The sequence below is a fragment of the Streptomyces sp. Tu 3180 genome (assembly GCF_009852415.1).
GTDB lineage: Bacteria > Actinomycetota > Actinomycetes > Streptomycetales > Streptomycetaceae > Streptomyces.
Genome location: NZ_WOXS01000002.1, coordinates 6,733,899 through 6,757,715 on the forward strand (window position 1 = coordinate 6,733,899; position 23,817 = coordinate 6,757,715).

The 23,817-nt window shown below is 72.3% G+C and carries 18 protein-coding genes; 8 read left to right on the plus strand and 10 right to left on the minus strand.

The window, feature by feature from the left end; all coding sequences use genetic code 11:
• Positions 1–70: 70 nt before the first annotated feature.
• A complete protein-coding gene (locus tag GL259_RS30920) occupies positions 71–1,744 on the plus strand; it encodes an FAD-binding oxidoreductase (RefSeq protein WP_243762427.1) in 1,674 nt (557 codons plus the stop codon).
• A 61-nt stretch (positions 1,745–1,805) separates the two neighbouring features.
• On the opposite strand, the gene GL259_RS30925 is transcribed toward GL259_RS30920, so the two are convergent.
• On the minus strand, positions 1,806–2,468 hold the full coding sequence (locus GL259_RS30925; protein WP_159536565.1) for a class I SAM-dependent methyltransferase: 663 nt from the start codon (positions 2,466–2,468) through the stop codon (positions 1,806–1,808).
• A 199-nt stretch (positions 2,469–2,667) separates the two neighbouring features.
• Between GL259_RS30925 and GL259_RS30930 the strand changes: the two genes are divergently transcribed.
• Genes GL259_RS30930 through GL259_RS30940 form a run of 3 tightly spaced genes read left to right on the plus strand, consistent with a single transcriptional unit; the run spans position 2,668 to position 6,066 of the window.
• Positions 2,668–3,234, plus strand: a complete 567-nt coding sequence (locus tag GL259_RS30930) for a flavin reductase family protein (RefSeq protein ID WP_159536566.1) — start codon at positions 2,668–2,670, stop codon at positions 3,232–3,234.
• A gap of 26 nt (positions 3,235–3,260) precedes the next feature.
• Positions 3,261–4,841, plus strand: coding sequence for a 4-hydroxyphenylacetate 3-hydroxylase N-terminal domain-containing protein (locus tag GL259_RS30935; RefSeq protein ID WP_159536567.1), 1,581 nt, complete (start codon positions 3,261–3,263; stop codon positions 4,839–4,841).
• Between the two features lies 1 nt (position 4,842).
• Positions 4,843–6,066: an MFS transporter gene (locus GL259_RS30940; RefSeq protein ID WP_159536568.1), complete on the plus strand. Its 1,224-nt coding sequence runs from the start codon at positions 4,843–4,845 to the stop codon at positions 6,064–6,066.
• Between the two features lie 18 nt (positions 6,067–6,084).
• On the opposite strand, the gene GL259_RS30945 is transcribed toward GL259_RS30940, so the two are convergent.
• The 4 genes from GL259_RS30945 to GL259_RS30960 form a co-directional block, all read right to left on the minus strand.
• Entirely contained in the window at positions 6,085–6,966 is an 882-nt protein-coding gene (locus tag GL259_RS30945; protein WP_159536569.1) for an Ada metal-binding domain-containing protein, read from the minus strand.
• Entirely contained in the window at positions 6,963–8,054 is a 1,092-nt protein-coding gene (locus GL259_RS30950; protein ID WP_243762428.1) for an AMP-binding protein, read from the minus strand. Before GL259_RS30950 ends, GL259_RS30945 begins: the two co-directional genes overlap by 4 nt.
• Before the next feature lie 364 nt (positions 8,055–8,418).
• A complete protein-coding gene (locus tag GL259_RS30955; protein WP_159536570.1) occupies positions 8,419–9,528 on the minus strand; it encodes a 3-dehydroquinate synthase II in 1,110 nt (369 codons plus the stop codon).
• Entirely contained in the window at positions 9,525–10,331 is an 807-nt protein-coding gene (locus GL259_RS30960) for a 2-amino-3,7-dideoxy-D-threo-hept-6-ulosonate synthase (protein ID WP_159539129.1), read from the minus strand. The genes GL259_RS30955 and GL259_RS30960 overlap by 4 nt, the downstream gene beginning before the upstream one ends.
• Positions 10,332–10,546: 215 nt before the next feature.
• On the opposite strand from GL259_RS30960, the gene GL259_RS30965 reads away from it, so the two are divergent.
• Together GL259_RS30965 and GL259_RS30970 are read left to right on the plus strand one after the other, a co-directional pair.
• The gene (locus GL259_RS30965) at positions 10,547–12,199 is read left to right on the plus strand and encodes an FAD-binding oxidoreductase (protein ID WP_208026539.1); all 1,653 of its coding nucleotides are present in this window, start codon (positions 10,547–10,549) and stop codon (positions 12,197–12,199) included.
• Between the two features lie 17 nt (positions 12,200–12,216).
• Entirely contained in the window at positions 12,217–13,800 is a 1,584-nt protein-coding gene (locus GL259_RS30970) for an FAD-dependent monooxygenase (RefSeq protein ID WP_159536571.1), read from the plus strand.
• 190 nt (positions 13,801–13,990) lie between these two features.
• Here GL259_RS30970 and metF read toward each other — a convergent pair whose 3' ends face one another.
• The 3 genes from metF to GL259_RS30985 are packed head-to-tail and all read right to left on the minus strand — an operon-like array spanning position 13,991 to position 19,334.
• Positions 13,991–14,881: a methylenetetrahydrofolate reductase [NAD(P)H] gene (metF, locus tag GL259_RS30975; RefSeq protein ID WP_159536572.1), complete on the minus strand. Its 891-nt coding sequence runs from the start codon at positions 14,879–14,881 to the stop codon at positions 13,991–13,993.
• Entirely contained in the window at positions 14,878–18,354 is a 3,477-nt protein-coding gene (metH, locus tag GL259_RS30980; RefSeq protein ID WP_159536573.1) for a methionine synthase, read from the minus strand. The genes metF and metH overlap by 4 nt, the downstream gene beginning before the upstream one ends.
• The gene (locus GL259_RS30985; RefSeq protein ID WP_159536574.1) at positions 18,351–19,334 is read right to left on the minus strand and encodes a carbohydrate kinase family protein; all 984 of its coding nucleotides are present in this window, start codon (positions 19,332–19,334) and stop codon (positions 18,351–18,353) included. The genes metH and GL259_RS30985 overlap by 4 nt, the downstream gene beginning before the upstream one ends.
• Before the next feature lie 412 nt (positions 19,335–19,746).
• On the opposite strand from GL259_RS30985, the gene GL259_RS30990 reads away from it, so the two are divergent.
• Positions 19,747–20,661 (plus strand): HipA family kinase, encoded by a 915-nt coding sequence (locus GL259_RS30990; RefSeq protein ID WP_159536575.1) that lies wholly within the window; start codon positions 19,747–19,749, stop codon positions 20,659–20,661.
• 67 nt (positions 20,662–20,728) lie between these two features.
• On the opposite strand, the gene aceB is transcribed toward GL259_RS30990, so the two are convergent.
• The gene (gene aceB / locus GL259_RS30995) at positions 20,729–22,354 is read right to left on the minus strand and encodes a malate synthase A (RefSeq protein ID WP_159536576.1); all 1,626 of its coding nucleotides are present in this window, start codon (positions 22,352–22,354) and stop codon (positions 20,729–20,731) included.
• 232 nt (positions 22,355–22,586) lie between these two features.
• Positions 22,587–23,222, minus strand: a complete 636-nt coding sequence (locus GL259_RS31000) for a nucleotidyltransferase family protein (RefSeq protein ID WP_159536577.1) — start codon at positions 23,220–23,222, stop codon at positions 22,587–22,589.
• 219 nt (positions 23,223–23,441) lie between these two features.
• Here GL259_RS31000 and GL259_RS31005 point away from each other — a divergent pair, with 219 nt between their 5' ends.
• A complete protein-coding gene (locus GL259_RS31005) occupies positions 23,442–23,744 on the plus strand; it encodes a DUF5955 family protein (protein ID WP_243762429.1) in 303 nt (100 codons plus the stop codon).
• The last annotated feature ends 73 nt before the right edge of the window (positions 23,745–23,817 follow it).

Sequence of the window (23,817 nt, forward strand, 5' to 3'; positions counted from 1 at the left end):
TTCGTACTGTCGCGGCGCAGGAAAGCGCGTGAAGACGTGCGGAGAGAATGGCGAGAACGGGAGACGCAAGGTGCACAGCAAGAACGGGATAGCCCGCAGACGGTTTTTCACCACGGCCGCGGCGCTGGGCGGCACGGCCGCCCTCGGCAGCGCCCTCGGCCCGGAGGCGGCGGCCGCCGCGGGGGAGGCCGCGACCACCGGATTCGGTCCGGTCACCGTGACGTCGGCGGACGCGCAGTACGGGGAGCTCGTGCACGGCGTGAACCGCCGTTACGTCGGCAGCCCCGAGGCGGTCCACCTCGTGGACGAGGTCTCTCAGGTGGCGGGTGTGGTCCAGGCGGCCGTCACCGCCGGGAAGCGGCTGACCGTGCGCTCCGGCGGCCACTGCCTGGAGGACTTCGTCTTCAACCCCGAGGTCCAGGTGGTCCTCGACCTGTCGCAGCTCAACAGGGTGTACTACGACGCGGGGCGGCGCGCCTTCGCCGTCGAGACGGGCGCCCAGCTCCTGGACGTCTACAACCTGCTGTACCAGGTGTACGGCGTCACCGTGCCCGGCGGGATCTGCTACTCCGTCGCGGCCGGCGGCCACGTCAGCGGCGGCGGCTGGGGCCTGCTGTGCCGCCAGCTCGGCCTGATCATCGACTACCTGTACGCCGTCGAGGTGGTCGTGGTCGGCGCCGACGGCAAGGTGCGCACGGTCGTCGCGACCAGTGACAAGGACGACCCCAACCGGGAACTGTGGTGGGCCCACGCGGGCGGAGGGGGCGGCAACTTCGGCGTCGTCACGCGCTACTGGTTCCGCACGCCCGGCGCCACCGGCACCGACCCGAAGAAGCTGCTGCCCAAGCCGCCCCGTGAGGTGTACCTGTCGGCGCTGTCCTGGCCGTGGGAGAGCATGACCGAGGAGAGGTTCTCGCGGCTGGTGCAGAACTACGCGCGCTGGTTCACCGCGCACAGCGCACCGGGCGCCCCCGAACTCGCCCTGGCCAGCTTCCTCGTCCTGACCCACAGGTCCAGCGGCCAGATCGCCATGGTCACCCAGGTCGACGCCACCGTGCCCGGCGCCCGCCGGCTGCTCGACGACTACCTCGCCGCGATCGGCGAGGGCGTCGACGTCCGGACGGGGGCGGTCACCCGCCAGTTCGGCGAGTTCGGTCCGATGGCCGAGTACGCCGAGCCCCGCAGACTGCCGTGGCTGGAGGCCACCCGCTACCTCGGCACCACCAACACCAACCTCACCGACCCCACCTTCCGGCAGGAGTACAAGTCCTCCTACATGCGGGCGGCCTTCCCCGCCCGCCAGCTGGCCGCCCTGTACAAACACCTCACGCGCACCGACGTCACCCTGCCCGGCGCCTCGATCACCCTCAGCTCGTACGGCGGCGAGGTCAACCGGGTCGCCCCGGAGGCCACCGGTTATCCGCACCGCGAGTCGTTCTTCAAGATGATGTGGATGTCCCTGTGGAACGACGAGGCCGAGGACTCCGCCTACATCGCCTGGAACCGGGAGTGCTACGCGGAGGTCTACGCCGACACCGGTGGTGTGCCCGTCCCCAACGGCGTCACTGACGGCTGCTACGTCAACTACCCGGACAACGACCTGAACGACCCGAAGTACAACACCTCGTCGACGCCGTGGCACGCGCTGTACTACAAGGACAACTACCCGCGCCTGCAGCGCGTGAAGAAGAAGTACGACCCGAAGGACTTCTTCCGCCACGCCCAGTCCGTCCGCCTGCCCTGACGCGCGCGAAGGCCGCCCCGGACTTCCCGGGGCGGCCTTCGCCCGTACGGCGGCGCGGACCTCAGCGCTTGACGGCGAACGTCAGCCCGTCCGCGTAGGGGATCAGGCTCAGCTCCACCCGGTCGTCGTGGTGCAGCCGCGGGTTGAAGGCGCGCAGCGCCTGCGTCTCGGAGTCCTGGGCGGACTCGTCGAGCAGGGCGCCGTGCCACAGCACGTTGTCGACGACGACCAGGCCGCCGGGACGCAGCAGCTGGAGCGCGTACTCGTAGTACGCCGTGTAGTTCTCCTTGTCGGCGTCGATGAAGACGAAGTCGAACGTGCCGGCGGCGTCCTCCTCCTTGAGCAGGCGCTCGAGCGAGGCGCGGGCGTCGCCGATGCGCAGGTCGACCTTGTCGGCCACGCCGGCCCGCTTGCAGTAGTCGAGCGCCATGGCGCCCCACTCCTCGTTGATGTCCAGCCCCACCACCCGGCCGTCGTCGGGCAGCGCGAGCGCGGTCGACAGCAGGCTGTAGCCGGTGAACACGCCGACCTCGAGGGCACGCCGGGCCCCGGTGGCCTTCAGCAGGGTCCGCATGAACTGGCCCTGCTCCGGTGAGATCTGCATCAGGTGCAGCGGGAGCCGCGAGGTCTCCTTGCGCAGCTCGCGCAGCAGGTCGGGCTCGCGCAGCGAGACATCGGCGACGTAGTCCTGGAGTGCGTCGGTCAACTCGACCTGGAGTCTCATGGTGGCCACCTCGTGTCGGGTACTCGAATCCGAGAAGGAATTACAGGCGTCCGCGCTCACCGGTGTCAATCACTTCCGCTCTCCTGGATATTGCGCAGAAATACGCGCCGATCTTCTCGACCGATCCTTCAGCGGCGGTTGGCACCATGGCCGTGAGAAAGTGCCGAATTCGAGGGCTCGTATTTTTCGAGGGGTACCGATGGGCGACAGAGAACGCCGTTTTCGTGACTGCCTCGGCCGGTTCGCCACGGGTGTCACCGTGGTCACCGTCGAGCACGAGCACGGCGTCCACGGCGCCACGGTGGGCTCGTTCACCTCCGTCTCCCTCGAACCCCCGCTCGTCATGGTGTCCCTGGACCGCCGCAGCCGGATGTGCGGCCTGCTCACGGGCGCGCCGTCGTTCGGCGTGGACATCCTCGCCGCGCACCAGCGTGACCTGGCCCTGCACTTCGCGGGCCGGCCGCTGCCCGCGGACACCCCCGTGTCCTGGGAGCCCGACGCGGCGACCCCGAGCCTGACCGGTTGCGCCGCCCACCTCGACTGCGTGCCCTGGGCCGCGTACGACGGCGGCGACCACGTGCTGCACGTCGGCCGGGTGCGGGACTTCACCACGCGGGACGCGGAGCCGCTGGTCTTCCACGGCGGGGCCTTCCGGGTCCTGGACACCGCTCCCGGCCACCACGCGTGGACCGGGACGCTCGACGGACCGGCGGACGGCGCGTGGTCGCCGGGAGCCGCGGCGCTTTACTCCCCGCTGGGTCACTGACCGTCACGACCGGACAAGGACACACCATGACGCTGCAGCAGGGCGAGGCCCCCGCCTCCGCACCGGCTCCCCGCACCACCCGCCCCCTGACCGGCGACGAGTACCTGGAGAGCCTGCGCGACGACCGCGAGGTCTACATCTACGGCGAGCGCGTCGACGACGTCACCAGGCACCCGGCGTTCGCCAACTCGGCCCGCATGACGGCGCGCCTGTACGACGCCCTGCACGATCCGGCCCGCCGCGAGGTGCTGACCACCCGCACCGACACCGGGAGCGACGGCTACACCCACAAGTTCTTCCGCACTCCGCGCAGCGTCCAGGACGTCGTCGAGGACCGCGAGGCGATCGCCGAGTGGGCCCGGCTCACCTACGGCTGGATGGGCCGCAGCCCGGACTACAAGGCCGCCTTCCTCGGCACGCTCGGCGCCAACTCCGCCTACTACGCGCCGTTCGAGGACAACGCGCGTCGCTGGTACCGCGAGTCCCAGGAGAAGGTGCTGTTCTGGAACCACGCGATCATCCACCCGCCGGTCGACCGGCACCGGCCGTCCGAAGAGGTCAAGGACGTCTTCGTGCACGTGGAGAAGGAGACCGACGCCGGCCTCGTGGTCAGCGGCGCCAAGGTCGTGGCCACCGGCTCGGCCATCACGCACTACAACTTCATCTCGCACTACGGACTGCCCCTGAAGGAGAAGGAGTTCGCGCTCGTCGCGACCATCCCGATGGGCGCGCCCGGCCTGAAGCTGATCTGCCGGCCCTCCTACGCCGCGACGGCCGCCGTCATGGGCAGCCCCTTCGACTACCCGCTCTCCTCGCGCCTGGACGAGAACGACACCATCTTCGTCCTCGACAAGGTGCTCATCCCCTGGGAGAACGTCTTCCTCTACGGCGACGTGGACCAGGTCAACGGGTTCGCCCCGAAGTCCGGCTTCATCCCGCGCCTGACCTTCCACGGCTGCATCCGTCTCGCCGTGAAGATCGACTTCATCGCGGGGCTGCTGGCCAAGGCCGTCGAGATGACCGGCACCAAGGACTTCCGCGGCATCCAGTCCCGGATCGGCGAGGTGCTCGCCTGGCGCAACATGTTCTGGGCCCTGACCGACGCGGCCGCCCGCAACCCCGAGGAGTGGAAGGACGGCGCCCTGCTGCCGCGCCTGGAGTACGGCATGGCCTACCGCTGGTTCATGACCATCGGCTACCCGCGCATCAAGGAGATCATCGAGCAGGACGTCGCCAGCGGCCTCATCTACGTCAACTCCAGCGCCGAGGACTTCAAGAACCCCGACGTGCGCCCCTACCTCGACAAGTACGTGCGCGGTTCCAACGGCTACGACTCCGTCAGCCGGGTCAAGCTGATGAAGCTGCTGTGGGACGCGATCGGCACCGAGTTCGGCGGCCGGCACGAGCTGTACGAGCGCAACTACTCCGGCAACCACGAGGCGGTGCGCAGCGACATCTTCATGACCCAGACGGAGACCGGCCAGCTCGACGCGTACAAGGGATTCGCCGAACAGTGCCTCCGGGAGTACGACCTCGACGGCTGGACGGTCCCCGACCTCGACTCCTTCCAGGGGCTGCGCGACGCCAGGAAGAACTTCTGGCGCTGACATGACCACCGTCCCCCCTTCGGTACGGCGGCGACCGGGCCCGGCCCTCGCCGCCCTCTTCCTCGGCACCTTCGTCATGGGCAGCGCCGAGCTGGTCGTCGTCGGCCTGCTGAACCTCGTCGCCCGCGACCTCGCCGTGTCGGTGGACACGGCGGGCACCCTGGTCACCGCCTACGCGCTGGGCATCTGCGTCGGCGGTCCGCTCCTGACGGCGCTCACCCTCCGGATCCGGCGCCGCACACTGCTGTGGACGTCCCTGGCCGGCTACGTCGCGGGCAACCTGCTCGCCGCCCTCGCCCCGGGCTTCGGCACGCTGATCGCGGCGCGGGCGGTCACCGGAGCGCTGCAGGGCCTGTTCCTCGGCACGGCGTTCACGGTGGCGGCCGCCCTGGTGCCGCCCGAGCGGACCGGGCGCGCGATCTCCGTGGTCTTCGGCGGTGTCGCCGTCTCCACCGCGCTCGGCGTCCCGCTGGGCACCCTCGCGGCCCAGCACCTGGGCTGGCGTGCGGCGTTCACGGCCGTCGTGGTCCTCGGCGCGCTGGCGCTGCTGGCGACGGCGGTGTGCGTCCCGCCGGTCGGCGGCCCGGGGACGAGCGGCCTGTGGGCGCAGTCCCGGCACGCGCTGGCGCCCCGGGTCCTGGCGGTGCTCGGCGTCGGATTCCTGCTCATGGGCGGCCAGTTCGCGGCGTTCACCTACATCACGCCGTTCCTGGAGGAGGTCACGGAGGTCTCCGGCACGTGGCTGAGCGTCTTCCTGTTCGCCTACGGAGCCGCGACGGCCCTCGGTACGTTCGTGGGCGGCCGGGCCGCGGACCGGGACGCGGCACGCGCGCTCGTCGGGGCGAACGCCGCCCTGGTCGCGGCCCTGGTGATCCTGCACGTCGCCGGCGCCTCCCGGACCCTGGTGGCCCTCGCCCTCGTGGTGTGGGGCGTGGTCGGGTTCGGTCTCGTCCCCTCGCTGCAGTACCGGGTCGGGCTGCTGGCCGGACCCGGACGCGACCTCGCGGCGACGCTGCCCGCGTCCGCGGTCAACGCGGGCATCGCGATCGGCGCGGTCGCGGGCGGCGCGGCCGTGTCCCGCGGCGGCGCCGCGGACGCGGTGCTCACCGGACTGCTGGTGTGCGCGGCGGCACTGCCCGCGACCTGGGCCTCGGGACGGCTGCGTCCGCCGGCGCCCGGGCGGCAGCCGGCCGTCCTCGCGGGGGAGCCGGACACCAAGGGCTGAACGGCGGGGCGCCCCGGACTACCCGTGCGGGGCGCAGACCGCCGGCACCGCCCGCCGCACCCGCACGGCGAGCGCCACCCGCCGGACCCGCAGGGGCAGTTCACGGCCCAGCTGCGGGGGCTCCGCCTCCCGCACGGCCGCGGCGACGGCCGCGGCGAACTCCCCGTCCGCGCGCACCAGCAGAGCCTGCCGGAACATGCCGTGCAGCTGGTGCAGCAGGGCCGGCGCCTCGTCCCCCGTCAGGACCCCGCACACGCCCTTGTCCGTCACCGCGACGAGCACCGGCCCCAGCGACGAGCCCGCCACCGTGTACCGGATCACCGCCCCGTCGCCGCCCGCGCGGTACGCCTTCGGAGTCATGCCGAGGATCTCCGTGGCGGCCGCGTAGAAGTGACCGCCGGAGTTGAAGCCCGAGCTGTACACGGCGTCCGCGATCGTCCCGGACCGCGGCAGGGCCTCGCGCACCCGGCGGGCGCGCGCCGCCGCCAGGTAGGCGTGCGGCGTGATCCCGGTGAACGACTTGAACATGCGGTGGAAGTGGAAGCGGCTGTAGCCGACCTTGCGGGCCAGTTCGTCCAGGCTCGGCGGCAGGGACGCCTCGTCCATGATCCGGCAGGCCCTGGCGACGGCCCGGACCGCCACGGCGTGCCGGCCGGAGTCGTCGGGGTAGCAGCGGCGGCACGGCCGGTACCCCTCGGCACGGGCCTGCTCCGGGGTGGGGAAGAACCGGACGTTCTCGCGGCGGGCCAGCTTCACCGTGCACGACGGGCGGCTGTACACGCCCGTCGTGGTGACCACGTAGCAGAAGTGGCCGTCCGCGCGGACGTCCCGGTCGTGCACGGCCTGCCACCGTGCCTCGTCGCAGGCGTATGCCGCCGGGGCGGCCGTCGTCACCGTCATGCTCCGTGCCTCTCGTTCGTCAGAGCCTCGAGCGGGCGCGCCGTGTGACGGCGCAGGACGCTGCGGTCGCGCACGGCCTTGCCGTTGGCCGTGCGGGGCAGTTCCCGCAGCAGGTGGTAGCGGTCCGGCGCGGGCGCCCCGCCGAGGAACCGGCGGCACCAGGAGTGCAGTTCGCCGCCGTCCAGTTCCACGCTGCTCGCCACGTGCGCCTCGATCGGGCCGACCCCGAGGACCACCGCGTCCGTGATGTGCCGGTGGGCCCGCAGCACCGACTCGATGCGCAGCAGGTCGACCGAGGTGTCCCCGACGCCCTGGACCCTGCCGCGCAGCCGCAGGGCCCCGGTGCCGGGATCACACGTGACCAGGTCGCGCGTGGACATCCAGCCGCCGTCCCAGGGCGTGTCCTCGTACAGGTACGGGGACGTGGGGACGTGCACCTCCAGGACTCCGCCGACCACACGGGTGCGGACGCCGGGGACGGGCGGGCCGACGTGGGGCGGGCCGAAGCGGCCGGTGAGGTCGGCCGCGATGATGCCGGTCTCGGTCGTGCCGTAGGCCTGACCGACGCGCACGCCGTGACGGCCGCGGAACACCGCGGGCGTCTCGGGCGGCAGCGTGTCACCGCTCGACACGGCCAGCCGCAGCCACGGCATCCGTCCGGGCTCGGCCCGCACCAGCCAGCGGAAATGCCGGGGATTGCCCAGCACCACGTGCGCGTCGGCCGCCGCCCGCACCGTCGCCGCCGCCGTGCGGGCGACCGGCATCAGCACGGTCGCGCCCGCCGCGAGGGCGTGCAGCACGCCGCCGATCAGCCCGAACGAGTGCGTGACGGGCTCCAGCACGGCCACTCGTTCGCCGTGCCGCGGCATGTCCCCCAGGGATGCGAGCCGGTCCAGTTCCTCCAGCAGCGACTCGGGGGTCCGGCCGACCGCCTTGGGGCGCCCGGTGGTCCCCGAGGAGAACTGCACGAGGCAGTGACCGCTCGCGCGCGGGCGGCCGCCGGCGTGGCGGCGCACCAGCACCTCGCACTCGTCGACGAAGTCGTGGGGCCGTTCCCGGCCCTCGCCGAGGGACACCGAGAACTGCACCGTCTCCGGATCGGGGGCACCTCCCCCGCCCGCCGGCCGGGCCGTGCCTCCACCAGCGCCACCTGGGCGCCGAGCGACCACAGGGCGAACAGCGCCCACACCTGTGTGAAACTCGCGCTGCCGCGCAGGGCGACCGTACTGCGCGGCCCGATGCCGTACTTCTGCAGCACGTCGGCCAGCCAGGCCGTCTCGTGCCGGAGCCGGCCGAACGTCACCTCGTGGTCGCCGGCCCGCGCCCACACCTCGTCGTCGGCGTGGCGGCCGAGCAGCTCGGCACCCCACCAGGACCGTTGCGTCATCGCCTCCACCGGACCCCTCGCCGCGGCGCCGGGGCCGCGGCGAGGGCGGCCCCGGTCGCCTCCGCCTACTTCTCGACGCAGAACTCGCCGACCGGCCAGCCCACGTGGCGCTTGTCGGTGGCCACGTGACCGAGCAGCTGGTCGCCCTTCTTCAACTCCGTCACGTTCAGCACGGCCGCACCCGGGCCGAGCACCCGGACGTGCCAGTCGTCCTGCACGATCAGGCTGACCTCGACGCCCTCCGGCGAGAACGCCTTGATGCCGAGCAGCGGGCGGGACTCCAGCTTGATGCGGCCCACCACGATGCGACGGGTGCGGCCGTCGGCGCCGACGGCGAGCACCGGGCTGCCGGCCTTCAGCTCGCTGAGGTAGTTGGTGCGGTTGTCCGCTCCGAACACGTAGCTGTGCAGCGCGCCCGCGTTGATGCGGAACGGACGGGTCGGCATGTACGGCAGCGGGTGGGTCTCGCTCACGCACAGCACGAAGCCGTGCGCGTACGAGCCGACCAGCATGCCCTCGTCCTTCTCGAAGTGCGTGCAGGTGTCGATGCAGACCCGGTCGCCGAGACCGAGGTGCTCGATCGACTCGACGGTGAGCGTCTGCAGCTGCAGGTCCGGGGTCTTCACCCGCAGCATCTCCATGAGCGCGAAGACGTCGTTGGCGGAGCGCGGGGCGATCAGGACGCCCTCGGAGCCCTTCTCCAGCACGTCGACGATGATCTGCGCCTCTTCGATGTCGGCGGCCTGGCAGATCAGCTGCCCCGGCGAGGCGTCCGCCGCGGCGATCACGATCTCCAGCGGGATCTTCGTCGGGTCCTTGAACTCCACCACGGTGTAAGGGAGTTCACGGGCGGCCTCGCAGGCGATCTTGAGGGTGGGGTCGTCGACGACGTTCACCCAGGCGGCCGTGGTCTTCTCGCCGTCGCGGTGCCGGGCCTCCAGGACGCCGAGGCCGTCCACGTCGGAGACCTCGCGCAGCACGATCAGACCCTCGGGGGTCTCGCCGGGGACGGGCGCGCCCGGGGCGAGGACGCGCTTCACCGTGTTCGGCAGGAGGGCGAGGCGCTCCGGGTCGCTGTCGACGACGCCGTCGACCCGCGCGTGGATCGCGGCGTCGACGACCGCCTCGCGCTGCTCGGCGGGCACGGTACGGAGGTCGATCCAGGCAAACTTCACAACACACCTGCCATCTCGGTCTGCGACGCGGGCTCGGACGCGAGCTCGCGTCGGTGAATGATTGAGGCCAGTTCCCGGACCGCCTTCTCGGGCGACGGGCTGGTGAACACCCGTCGGCCGACGGCGAGTCCGGCACAGCCCATGTCCACGGCGGTGACCGCGAACTCGAACAGGCTCCGGTCGGTGGACCCGCCGCCCGCCACCACCACCGGCAGCGGGGAGGAGGCGATCACCTCCGCCATGCGCTCGGGAGGGTCGGCGAGCACCGTCTTGACGATGTCGACGCCCAGGTCCGCGGCGATGTTCACCACGTGGGCGACGAGCGTCGGGTCGGTCGGGTCGGTCACACGGGGACCACGCGGATAGATCATGGCCATGAGCGGCATGCCGAAGCGGTCGCAGGCCGAGGCCACCGCGCCGAGGTCGGCGAGCTGGTCCGCCTCGGTGTCGGAGCCGATGTTCACGTGCACGCTGACCGCGTCCGCGCCCAGCCGGACCGCCTCCTCCACGTCGCCCACCAGCACCTTGGCGTTGCTGTCGGGTCCGTGGGCGGTGCTCGCGCTCAGGTGCACCACGAGGGAGCACCGCGTGAGCAGCTCCGGTGTGATCATGCGGGCCCTGCCCTTGTGGACGACGACGCCGTCGGCGCCGCCGTGCGCGATGGAGCGGACCAGGTCGCCGAATCCGGCGGCGGTCGCGACGGGCCCGTCGGACACGGAGTGGTCCAGCGGTACGAACAGGAACCGGCCGTCCCCCGGCCGGGACAATCGTGCGAGGCGCACCGATTTACCGGTGAGCGGCATGCTCGACATGACACCCCTCCTCGTTCCTGGTCACAGAGTTCGGGTGGGATTCCGCAGGGGGTCCCGGGCTGAACTGTCGCAGCGGCCGCTGAAGAATCGAGCCAGGTGCCGGGGGCCCGGGATCGCCGCAAGATACGGAGTGCCGGGGCGGCGGCCGGATGCCTAGCGTCACCGCATCGCGTGTGATCCACACGGGAGAGCGGGAGGGAAACGAAATGACGCACGGTACGGGACGAGTGGGCAGACGGGGTGTGCTCGCGGCAGGTGCCGCACTGGGCGGCGGGATGCTGCTGCCCGCGCCCCGGGCAGCGGCCGCGCCGGACGAGCTGGTGACCGTCACCCCGGGCGACGCGCGCTACCCGGACCTGGTCCGGGGCTGGAACCAGCGCTACGTCGGCCGGCCCGAGGCGGTCCACGTGGTCCGCTCGACCGCCCAGGTCGCGACCGCCGTCCGGCAGGCGGTCCGGGCCGGCAAGCGGATCACCGTGCGCAGCGGCGGACACTGCTGGGAGGACTTCGTCTTCACCCCCGACGTCCAGGTGGTCGTCGACATGTCGGCGATGCGGGACGTGGACTTCGACTCGTCGATGAACGCCTTCGTGGTGCAGCCGGGCGCCCAGCTCCTCGACGTCTACGAACGCCTGTACCGCACCTGGGGCGTCATCGTGCCGGCCGGCATGTGCTTCCAGGTCGGGGCGGGCGGCCACGTCAGCGGCGGCGGCTGGGGCCTGCTGTGCCGCCGGCTCGGCCTCGTGGTGGACCACCTGTACGCGGTCGAGGTCGTCGTGGCGGGCGCCGACGGCAAGGTGCGCACCGTCGTCGCCACCCGCGAGGACGACGACCCCCACCGGGAGCTGTGGTGGGCCCACACGGGCGGGGGCGGCGGCAACTTCGGCATCGTGACCCGCTACTGGTTCCGCAGTCCCGGCGCGAGCGGCACCGACCCGGCCCGGCTGCTGCCGGCCCCGCCGCCCGAGGTCCTGGTCAGCGCCGTGTCCTGGAACTGGTCCGAGCTGGACGAGCGGTCCTTCGCCCGCCTGGTCCGCAACTACGCGGACTGGCACGTCCGGCACGCCGCCCCCGACGACCCGGCCACCGCCGTGTGCAGCATGCTCTCCCTCAACCACGTCTCGAACGGGGCCGTGGGCCTGATCACCCACGTCGACGCGAGCGTGCCCGGTGCCGCGCGGCTGCACGACGAGTTCCTCACGGAGGTCAGCGAGGGCGTCAACGCCACCCGGGGACCGGTCACCACGCGGATGGGCGAGCTGACCGCGCTGCCGGACCTGGTCACCCCGCGCCGCCTCCCGTGGCTGCAGGCGGCCCGCTACCTGGGCACGGCGAACCCCACCACCAACGACCCGACCCAGAAGAGCGACTTCAAGTCGGCGTACATGAAGGCGGGCTTCCCCGAGCGCCAGCTGTCCGCCCTGTACCGCCACCTGACCCGCGAGGACGTCGGCAACCCCACGGGCTCGGTCATGCTCAGCTCGTTCGCGGGTCAGGTGTCGGCCGTCGCCCAGGACGCCACGGCCAGCGCCCACCGGGACGCCGCGTACAAGCTGGCCTGGATGATCTGGTGGGACGACCCCGCCGACGAGAAGGACTGCGTGCGCTGGCTGCGCGAGTTCTACGCCGACATGTACGCCGACACCGGCGGCGTCCCGGTCCCCAACGAGGTGACCGACGGCTGCTACGTCAACTATCCCGACGCCGACCTGAGCTCCCCGGAGCACAACCGCTCGGACACGCCCTGGCACGACCTGTACTACAAGGGCAACTACCGGCGTCTGCAGCGGGTCAAGCAGACGTACGACCCGGGGAACGTCTTCCGGCACCGGCAGTCGGTGCGACTGCCGGGCAGCTGAGCCGGCGCAACCCGGCGGTGCGGGCCGGTGTTCCTCCTGGCGTACGGGTTACGACCACCGCCACGAGCGCCGAGACGACCGCAGGAGCCCCGATGCCGCACAGCCCCGCCGTGGACACCCAGGTCGCCGTCGTCGGCGGCGGCCCGGTCGGCATGCTGCTCGCCCGTGAGCTGGCCCTGCTGGGCGTGCAGGTCACCGTCCTGGAGAAGCTCCCCGCACCGACCGGGGAGTCGAAGGCGGGGACGCTGCACGCCCGCACCGCCCAGACGCTGCACCGGCGCGGACTGCTGAAGGCCGTGCAGCCCGGCCCCCCGGCCCCGCCGGTCGGGCGGGGCCCCGTGCCGTTCCACTTCTCCGGCATGTTCGACCTCGACCTGAGCCGGGTCGTCGACGAGGGCCCCGTGATGGTGGGCAGCCCGCAGGCGTGGGCACAGGAGGTGTTCGCGGCCGACGCCGAACGGCTGGGCGCGCGGATACGGCGCGACCGCGAGCTCGTCGGCCTCGAGGAGGAACCGGACGCCGTGCGCCTGACCGCGCGCGACTCCCGGGGCGCCACGCACACGCTGCGCGCCTCCTGGGTGGTCGGTGCGGACGGTGCCCGCAGCGCCGTCCGCAAGCTGGCCGGCATCCCGTTCTCCGGCACACCCGCCCGCGTCGGCGCCCTGATCGGAGAGGTCCGCCTGCTGGACCCGGCCCGCGCGCCGCAGGGCTGGCAGCGCAACCCGCGGGGCTGGACCCTGGTGTGGCTCAACCCGTTCGGACGCAGCCGGGTGTGCACGTACGACTTCCGGGGCCCGCACCCCGACCGGCAGGCGCCCGTGACGCTGGACGAGTTCCGGGCGGAGGTGGAGCGGATCGCGGGCCGCCCGGTGCCCATGGACTCGCCGAGCTGGCTCACCCGCTTCAGCGACGCCGCCCTCCAGGCCGAGCGCTACCGTGCCGGCAGGATCCTGCTCGCCGGCGACGCGGCGCACGTCCACTTCCCGGCCGGCGGCCAGGGCGTCAACCTCGGCCTGCAGGACGCCGTCAACCTGGGCTGGAAGCTCGCCGCGGAGGTGCACGGCTGGGCGCCGCCCGGACTGCTCGACACGTACGAGACCGAACGCGCGCCCGTCGCCGAGGCGGTCCTGGAGAACGTGCGCGCCCAGGTCGCCCTGATGGACCCCGACCCCCGCATGGACGCGCTGCGCACCCTGTTCGCCCGGATGATGCACTTCGACGACGTCAACCAGTACCTCGGAGGCATGATCAGCGGCGTCGACGTCCGCTACGACACCGGCGACCCCGGCGACCCGCTCGCCGGCCGCTTCGCCCCCGACGTGCGCCTGAAGACCGGGGACTCGGTCACCAGCCTCGCCGAGCTCCTGCACGACGCCAGGCCGTTGCTGTTGCTCCTGACCGACTCCGAGGACCTCCGCGAGACCGTGGAGCCCTGGCGGCCCAGGGTGAACGTGGTGACCGCGACGGCGGCCGAGCCGATCGGCGCGGACGCCCTGCTGGTGCGGCCCGACGGGTACGTCGCCTGGTCGGCCCCGGGAGGCGGCGGGGACGCGGACGCCCTGGCCGGGGCGCTGGGGTGCTGGTTCGGGCACCCCGCGTAGGAGACGGCGCCGGGAGCCTGCCGGCGACCGCCGAAGACCCCGCCGCGGCCGGCGGATCCCGCCGGCCGCGGCGGGGCGGCGTCCTGACCGCCCGCCGCACGGGAGAAGGACGGCCGCGCCGGGCGCCCGACGGCCGCTGTGCCGTCGGGCGCCCGCGGACCGGTGCGCCGCGCCGTTCCCCACGGTGGACTCAGCTCACACGGAAGCTCCTCGAACCGAGCACGTCGCGGTGGATGTCCACCGCCGCCGTGGACCTGTTCAGCGTGATGTAGTGCAGGCCCGGTGCACCCTCGTCCAGCAGACGTCCGGCCATGGCGGTGGCGTGCTCGACGCCGATCCGGTGACCGGCGGCGGGATCGTCGCGCACCGCCTCGAGGCGGTGCGCCAGGTCCTCCGGGAACGCCGCGTGGGACAGTTCGGCGAAACGGCGGATCTGCCGCACGTCGGTGGCCGGCATGATCTCCGGGATGATCGGCACGTCACAGCCCGCGGCGTCCACCCTGTCGCGCAGCCGCAGGTAGTCCTCGACGTGGAAGAACATCTGGGTGATGGCGTAGTCGGCGCCCGCACGGCACTTGGCGACGAAGTGCCGGATGTCGCTGTCCCAGTCCGGCGAGCGCGGGTGCATCTCGGGAAAAGCGGCCACGCCGATGGTGAAATCCCCCAGGGAACGGACGAGTTCGACCAGCTCGTAGGCGTACGTGAAACCGTCCGGGTGCGGCGTCCAGGGACCGTTCGGATCACCGGGCGGGTCGCCGCGCAGAACCAGGACGTCCTTGATCCCCGCGTCGGCGTACTGACCGATGATGTGCCGCAGTTCGGCCACCGAGTGCCCGACGGCGGTCAGGTGGGCGACGGGCCGCAGGGTGGTCTCGGCGCCGATGCGCCGGGTGACCTCGACGGTGCGCTCGCGCGAGGAGCCGCCCGCGCCGTAGGTGACGGACACGAAGGTGGGGGAGAGGGGCTCGACACGGCGGACGGTGTCCCACAGGGTGCGGTCGCCCTTGTCGGTCTTGGGCGGGAAGAACTCGAACGAGAACGACGGAACGCCGCTCGACAGCGCGCCGCGCAGGGAACTCATGAACGGCCTCCCGTGTTGAAGTACTTGGCTTCGGGGTGGTGGACGACGATGGCGTCGGTGGACTGTTCGGGGTGGAGCTGGAACTCCTCGGACAGGTGGACGCCGATGCGTTCGGGCTGGAGGAGGTCGGCGATCTTGGCGCGGTCCTCCAGGTCGGGGCAGGCGCCGTAGCCCAGGGAGAAGCGGGCGCCGCGGTATTTGAGGGCGAACATGTCCGGCATGGCGGTGGGGTCCTCGCCGGCGAAGCCGAGTTCGGCGCGCACGCGGGCGTGCCAGTACTCGGCGAGGGCCTCGGCGAGCTGGACGGACAGGCCGTGCAGTTCGAGGTAGTCGCGGTAGGCGTTGGCCTGGAACATCCGGGCGGTCTCCTCGCCGATGCGGGAGCCGACGGTGACCACCTGCAGGCCGACCACGTCCGTCTGGCCGGATTCCTCGGGGCGGAAGAAGTCGGCCAGGCACAGCCGGCGGCCGCGGCGCTGGCGGGGGAAGGTGAAGCGGGTGCGTTCGTTGCCCCGCTCGTCCAGGATGATCAGGTCGTCGTCCTTGGACACGCACGGGAAGTAGCCGTAGACCACGGCCGCCTCCAGCAGGTTCTGCGTCTGCAGCCGCTCCAGCAGGCCGCGCAGCCGGGGCCGGCCCTCGCTCTCCACCAGTTCCCGGTAGCTGGGTCCCTCGCCGGTGCGGGCCTGCTTCAGGCCCCACTGGCCCTTGAACAGGGCGTCCTCGTCCAGCCAGGACGCGTACTCCCTGAGCTGGATGCCCCTGACCACCCGGGTGCCCCAGAACGGCGGCGCGGGCACCGGGTTGTCGGTGGCCACGTCGGAGCGGACGTGCCCCTCCTGCGGCCGCTCCTCCACCTCCACCGCGGCGGCCCGCACCCGGCGCTGCCTCAGCTCGGGCAGCTTCGCGCCGGGCACGCCGCGCTTGACGCCGATCAGGGCGTCCATCAGGCGCAGCCCCTCGAAGGCGTCGCGGGCGTAGCGGACCTCGCCCTGGTAGATCTCGTGCAGGTCCTGCTCGACATACGCCCGGGTCAGGGCGGCGCCGCCGAGGATGACCGGGTAGTCGGCGGCCAGGCCGCGGGCGTTGAGCTCCTCCAGGTTCTCCTTCATGATCACGGTGGACTTCACCAGCAGCCCGGACATGCCGATCACGTCGGCCTTGTGCTCGGCGGCGGCGTCCAGGATCGCGGAGACGGGCTGCTTGATGCCGAGGTTGACGACGGTGTAGCCGTTGTTGGACAGGATGATGTCGACCAGGTTCTTGCCGATGTCGTGCACGTCGCCGCGCACCGTGGCCAGCACGATGGTGCCCTTGCCCTCGTCGTCGGTCTTGTCCATGTGCGGCTCCAGATGCGCCACCGCGGCCTTCATCACCTCCGCGGACTGCAGCACGAACGGCAGCTGCATCTGCCCCGACCCGAACAGCTCCCCGACCACCTTCATGCCGTCCAGCAGGGTGTCGTTGACGATGTCCAGCGCCTTGCGGGTCCGCAGCGCCTCGTCCAGGTCGGCCTCCAGGCCGTTGCGCTCGCCGTCGATGATCCGCCGCTTGAGGCGTTCCTCCAGCGGCAGCGCGGCCAGCTCCTCGGCCCTGCCGGCCTTCAGCGACTTGGCGGTGGCCCCCTCGAACAGCGCCATCAGTTTCTGCAGCGGGTCGTAGCCCTCACGCCGCCGGTCGTAGATCAGATCCAGGGCGGTGTTCACCTGCTCCTCGTCGAAGCGGGCGATGGGCAGGATCTTGCTCGCGTGCACGATCGCCGAGTCCAGGCCGGCCTTGACGCACTCGTCGAGGAAGACGGAGTTGAGCAGGATGCGGGCGGCCGGGTTCAGGCCGAAGGAGATGTTCGACAGCCCCAGCGTGGTCTGCACGGCCGGGTGGCGGCGCTTGAGCTCGCGGATCGCCTCGATGGTGGCGACGCCGTCCTTGCGGGACTCCTCCTGCCCGGTGCAGATGGTGAAGGTCAGGCAGTCGATGAGGATGTCCTCCTCACGGACGCCCCAGTTGCCGGTGAGGTCGTCGATGAGCCGTTCGGCGATCTCCACCTTCTTCTCGGCGGTGCGGGCCTGGCCCTCCTCGTCGATGGTCAGCGCGATCAGCGCCGCCCCGTGCTCGCGGGCCAGCCGCGTGACACGCGCGAAGCGGGAGTCGGGGCCGTCGCCGTCCTCGTAGTTCACCGAGTTGATCACCGCCCGGCCGCCCAGCCGCTCCAGCCCGGCCCGGATCACCTCGACCTCGGTGGAGTCCAGCACCACCGGCAGCGTGGAGGCGGTCGCGAACCGGCCGGCCAGCTCCGCCATGTCCGCCACGCCGTCCCGGCCCACGTAGTCCACGCACAGGTCCAGCATGTGCGCGCCCTCACGGATCTGCTCCCGGGCCATCTCCACACAGTCGTCCCAGCGGCCCGCCAGCATCGCCTCACGGAACTTCCTCGACCCGTTGGCGTTGGTGCGCTCACCGATCGCCAGATACGAGGTGTCCTGCCGGAACGGCACGCTCTGGTAGAGGGAGGCGGCGCCCGGCTCCGGCCGCGGATCACGCTCGCTCGGCGCCATCCCCCGCACCCGCTCCACCAGCCGCCGCAGGTGCTCGGGCGTGGTGCCGCAGCAGCCGCCCACCAGCGACAGCCCGTAGTCGCGGACGAACGCCTCCTGCGCGTCCGCCAGCTCCGGCGCGCTCAGCGGATAGCGCGCACCGTCCCGGGTGAGCTCCGGCAGCCCGGCGTTGGGCATGCACGACAGCGGCACCCGCGCATGGCGGGCCAGATAGCGCAGGTGCTCGCTCATCTCGGCCGGACCGGTCGCACAGTTCAGGCCGATCATGTCGATGCCGAGCGGCTCCAGCGCGGTCAGCGCCGCACCGATCTCCGAGCCCAGCAGCATCGTGCCGGTCGTCTCCACCGTCACCGAGACGATCAGCGGCACCTCGCAGCCCGCCGCCTCCATCGCCCGCCGGGCGGCGACGACCGAGGCCTTGGTCTGCAGCAGGTCCTGCGTGGTCTCCACCAGCAGCGCGTCCGCACCCCCCGCCAGCAGACCCTCCGCGTTCTGCTGATAGGCGTCCCGGATCGCGGCGAACGTGATGTGCCCCAAAGTGGGCAGCTTGGTACCGGGCCCCATCGAACCCAGCACCCAGCGCTGCTGTCCGGTGCGCCGCGCGTAGTCGTCGGCCGTCTCGCGCGCGATGCGGGCACCGGCCTCGGACAGCTCGCCGATCCGGTGGGCGATGTCGTACTCGCCGAGGGCGGAGAGGTTCGCGCCGAAGGTGTTGGTCTCCACGCAGTCCACGCCCGCGTCGAAGTACGCGGCGTGCACGGAGCGGACGATGTCCGGGCGGGTCACGTTCAGGATCTCGTTGCAGCCCTCGAGATTCTGGAAGTCCTCGAGCGTGGGGTCCTGGGCCTGGAGCATCGTGCCCATCGCCCCGTCGGCGACCACCACACGGGTGGCGAGCGCCTCACGCAGCCCGCTCATGCCAGTCCCGCCAGTCGCGGCTCGATCTCGCGGGCCGTGTCGTGCCCGTAGGCGCGCTCGACACGGTCGATCAGGTCCGCGGCGAGCAGCTTGTACTCCTGTGTGCCGACCGTCTCCAGGACGACCGAGGCCAGCGCGCAGCCCAGCTGGGCCGCGCGCTCCTCGGGCCAGTCCCAGCTCAGGCCGGCGAGGAATCCGGAACGGAACGCGTCGCCCACGCCGGTCGGATCGACGATCTTCTCGGTGGGGACGGCGGACACGTCGAGACGGGGCTGCCCGCACCGCGACAGGGAGACGCCCTCCGCGCCCCGGGTGATGATCCACGTGCCGACGCGGAGCAGGATCTCCCGTTCGCTCCAGCCGGTGCGTTCCCGCAGCAGGGCGGCCTCGTACTCGTTGGTGAACAGCAGGTGCGCGCGGTCCACCAGGCGGCGGGCCTGGGTTTCGTCCAGCCGGGCCAGTTGCTGTGAGGGATCGGCGGCGAGGCGGATGCCGGCGCGCCGTGCGGTCTCGGTGTGGCGCAGCATCGCCTCCGGGGCGTCGGCGCCGACGTGCACGAGGTCGAATCCGCCGCAGCGGGCCGCCACCGCGGCGAGGTCGATCTTTCCGGCGTCCGCCATGGCGCCGGCGTAGAAGGTGGCGATCTGGTTCTGCGCCTCGTCCGTCGTGCACACGAACCGGGCGGTGTGCAGGGTCTCGCTGATCCTGACGGCGTCCGTGTTCACCCCGGCGGCGCGCAGCCAGGTCCCGTACTCGGCGAAATCGAGGCCCGCGGCGCCGATCAGGTGGGGGGTGAGTCCCAGACGTCCCAGTCCGAAGGCGATGTTGGCGGCGACACCGCCGCGGTGTACGTCGAGACGGTCGACGAGGAAGGACAGGGACACCTGGTCCAGGTGGTCGGCGATCAGCTGGTCGGTGAACCGACCGGGGAAGGACATCAGATGGTCGGTGGCTATCGAGCCGGTCACGGCGATTCGCACGACGGTCTCTCTCCTTGAACCCGGGGTCGAAGGGTGCGGCCCGGTGCCCGGCGGCCGGGGCGCACGGGGCGCCGGGCCGGGCTCCGGCAGCGCGGGCGGGCCCTGCACGGGGCAAGCCTGCCGCGTGCCGCTCAAGCGCTGAGCGAAGCGCCCGTCCGGCACGGGCGCCGGGCGCGGATCCGGAAGCTTCTCCCCGGTTGTCACGCTCGGTTACTATGCTCACTTCATGCCGGGAGCCGGAGGCCGGGAGCGAGGGGCGCCGCTCCCGGCGGACCGCCGGGAGAGAGGGTGGCGCGCATGCCGAACGGGATTCCCCGGACACTCCCCGGGTCGGGCGGAGAGATTTCCGCGGATGTGTCACCTCGGAGCTGGTCATGGAACATAAGGCATACGACTTGTGGGGCCTTGGAACATGCTGAGAGAGGTCAGTGCGACCCGCTACATCACGCCCCTGCGGTCCGGCGGGTCCGTCCCCGGCGTCTTCGAGGCCGACGACCTGGGCACCTACGTCGTGAAGTTCACCGGCTCCGCGCAGGGCCACAAGGCGCTGGTCGCCGAGGTGATCGTCGGCGAGCTGGCCCGCGCCCTGGGCCTGCGCTTCCCCGAGCTGGTCCTGGTGCACTTCGATCCGGCGGTCGCCGGGAGCGAGCCGCACCAGGAGGTGCGGGACCTGCACGCCTCCAGCGCCGGGGTCAACCTCGGCATGGACTACCTGCCGGGCGCCCGCGACCTCACCCCCGAGGTCGCGCAGGCGTTCCCCGTCGACCCGCTGGAGGCGGGCAGGATCGTCTGGCTGGACGCGCTGACCGTCAACGTGGACCGCACCGTCCACAGCTCCAACCTGATGGTCTGGCCGACGTTCGGCATCGCGCCCCCGCGTCTGTGGCTGATCGACCACGGGGCCGCGCTCGTCTTCCACCACCGCTGGGGCGGCGCCGACCCGCGCAAGGCGTACGACTTCCGCCACCACGCCCTCGGCCGCTACGGCCCCGACGTCCGCACCGCCGACGCCGAACTCGCCCCCCGGGTGACCGGGGAACTGCTGCGGTCGATCCTCGCGGAGGTGCCCGACGCCTGGCTGGCCGACGAGCCGGGCTTCGCCACGCCGGACGAGGCCCGTGAGGCGTACGTGACGTACCTCCACGCGCGCGTGCGGGCGTCCGGGGACTGGCTGCCCACCGACTTCCCGAGCGCCCGGGAGCTCGCCGAGGAGAACGCCCGGCGCGCGGCGCGGACGCAGCAGGGCCGTCCCGACTGGCTCAAGCGGGTGCCGGACCTGCACGGCAAGCCGGCGGCGGAACAGGACTGGTCGGCGCACCTGGGCTGACGGCCGTGCCCGGTGCGCGGCCGGGTGGCCCGGGGGGAGTCCCCGGACCACCCGGACACGGAGGGGCTCAGCCCTTGAGCTGCTCGTACGCCGGCAGGGTCAGGAAGTCGGCGTAGTCCTCGTCGAGGGAGACCTTCAGCAGCAGGTCGTGCGCCTGCTGCCAGTTGCCGGCCGTGAACGCCTCGTCGCCGATCTCGGCGCGGATGTTCGCCAGCTCCTCGGCGGCGACCCCGCGGGCCAGTTCGGCGGTGACCCGCTCGCCGTTGTCGAGGACGACGCCGGCGTTGATCCACTGCCAGATCTGGGAGCGGGAGATCTCGGCGGTGGCCGCGTCCTCCATCAGGTTGAAGATGGCCACCGCACCGAGCCCGCGCAGCCAGGCCTCGATGTAGCGGATGCCGACCTGCACGGCGTTGACCAGGCCCGCGTACGTCGGCCTGGCGTCCAGGGAGTCGATGGCGATGAGGTCCTCCGCGCGGACGTCGACGTCCTCGCGCAGCCGGTCCTTCTGGTGCGGCCTGTCGCCGAGCACCCGGTCGAAGGACTCCATGGCGATCGGGACCAGGTCCGGGTGGGCGACCCAGGAGCCGTCGAAGCCGTCGTTCGCCTCGCGGTCCTTGTCGGCGCGGACCTTCTCGAAGGCCACCTTGTTGACCTCCGGGTCCCGGCGGGACGGGATGAACGCCGCCATGCCGCCGATCGCGTGCGCGCCGCGCCTGTGGCAGGTGCGCACGAGGAGTTCGGTGTACGCGCGCATGAACGGGGCGGTCATGGTGACCGCGTTGCGGTCCGGCAGGACGAACTTCGCCCCGCCGTCGCGGAAGTTCTTGACGATGGAGAAGAGGTAGTCCCAGCGGCCGGCGTTCAGCCCGGAGGCGTGGTCGCGCAGTTCGTAGAGGATCTCCTCCATCTCGTACGCGGCCGTGATCGTCTCGATGAGGACGGTGGCGCGGATCGTGCCCTGCGCGACGCCCATGTAGTCCTGCGCGAAGACGAACACCTCGTTCCAGAGGCGGGCCTCCAGGTGGGACTCGGTCTTCGGCAGGTAGAAGTACGGTCCCTTGCCGAGGTCGACCAGTCGCTCGGCGTTGTGGAAGAAGTACAGGCCGAAGTCGACGAGGGCGCCGGGCACCGGGGTGCCGTCCGGGTCCGTGAGGTGACGCTCGTTCAGGTGCCAGCCGCGCGGGCGCATGACGACCGTCGCCAGTTCCCCGGCCGGGCGCAGGGCGTAGGACTTGCCGGACGCCGGGTCGGTGAAGTCGATGTTCCGCGTGTAGGCGTCGATCAGGTTCAGCTGGCCGAGGACCACGTTCTCCCAGGTGGGCGCCGAGGCGTCCTCGAAGTCCGCGAGCCAGACCTTCGCGCCCGAGTTGAGGGCGTTGACGGTCATCCTGCGGTCGGTGGGGCCGGTGATCTCGACGCGGCGGTCCTCCAGGGCGGGCGGTGCCGGGGCCACCCGCCAGGAGTCGTCCGCGCGGACGGCGGCCGTCTCCGGGAGGAAGTCGAGGGTGGAGGTGCGGGCGATCTCGGCGCGGCGCTCGGCGCGGCGGGCGAGGAGCTCGTCACGCCGGGGCGTGAACCGGCGGTGCAGCTCGGCCACGAAGGCGAGTGCCGCGCCGGTGAGGACCTCGTCCTGCCGGGGCAGGGGTTCGGCGTCGACGATGGCCAGCGGGGACGGCGCTGGTGCGGACATCAGCTGTCACTTCCTTCGGCGTGCATGGCACCGGGTGCCGGTCGACCCGGGTACGGCGGCGGACGCCCGCACGAGGACCGGGCGCTTCTGAGCAGTGGATAGTAGTTTTCTCATAGTGGAAGTTCAATGTTTTGTTGATGTCGAGATTCTCCGGGTCGAGGGAAGGCGGCGCCCGGTGCCGCCCCGGTCACCCGCCGTCGCCCCGCCCTTCGCCGCCTTGTCCCTCACCACCTCACCCGCCGTCGTCGAAGCTTCGTTCGAGGCGCGCCAGATCCGCCTCGGTGTCGATGTCGTACGCCTCGGCCACGTCCCCGCACTCGACGAGCGCGACGCGCTCCGCGTGCTCCCTCAGGTAGGTGCGTGCCCCCCGGTCACCGGTCGCAGTCGCGGCGATCCCGGCCCAGTGCGCGGCCCCGAACAGGACGGGGTGGCCGCGCACGCCGTCGTAGGCGGCCGAGACCAGCGACTCCGGGGAGGCGTAGGCGCCGAGGACCCGGGCGACGGCCTCCCGCCCGATCCCCGGCTGGTCGACCAGCGAGACCAGCGCGGCGCGCGCGCCGGTGCCGGCCAGCGAGTCCAGCCCGGCCCGCAGGGAGGTGCCCATGCCCCGCTCCCACTCCGGGTTGTCGACGAGCACGCAGCCCGGCAGCGCGGCGCGGGCGCGCACCTCGTCCGCCCGCGCGCCGAGGACCACGTGCACGCGCGTGCAGCCGCCCGCGCGCAGCGCCCGCACCGCATGCTCCACGAGCGGCCGCCCCCGGTGGACGAGCAGTGCCTTCGGCCGTCCGCCGAGGCGCCGTCCGCCGCCCGCGGCCAGCAGCAGTCCCGCCACGGCGGGGGTGTCGCGGTCCGTGTGAGGTGTCGTCATGCGTCCTGCATACCGCACCGGCCGGCGGACGGCGGGGCGCCGCGGAGGGACGGTCGCCCCGGCCGGAATGTCACGCTGCGGAGCAGGCCGATGACGCAGCGGACTGGCGCGAGGGTGCCGGGGTGGCGTTTACTGGCGCGCACCGACCGGCGGGGTGTGCTGGGGGCCGGGCGGGGAGACGCACAACGACGTACCAGGGGGAGGACTGTGGTGCGGAGCGTGGAACAGAGGCGGACGCCCGACGGTCACGTGGACCCACGGGTGACGGGGCTGCGCTCCGCCGTGTCCCGGCTGCGCCGGCAACTCGCCGCGTATCCCGTGGAGTTCCCGGACCGGGGCATCGCGGAGGAGGAACTGGCCGCGCTGGACTCCCTGGCCGCCGGCGGCAGCCTCGAGGTGCCCCGGCTGCGCCGGTCGCTGTTACTGATCGCGGGCGCGATCGGCTCGGTGAGCGCGCTGGGGCACGGCGTGCGGGAGGTGCGGGACGCGGTCGAGCTGTTCGGGGAGCCGCCGCGGGGCTGACGCGCACCCGCGCACGCCCCGGAGCGGTGGGACCCCCGGGTTCCGGCGGGTTCCCGGGCGGACGGCGCGCCCG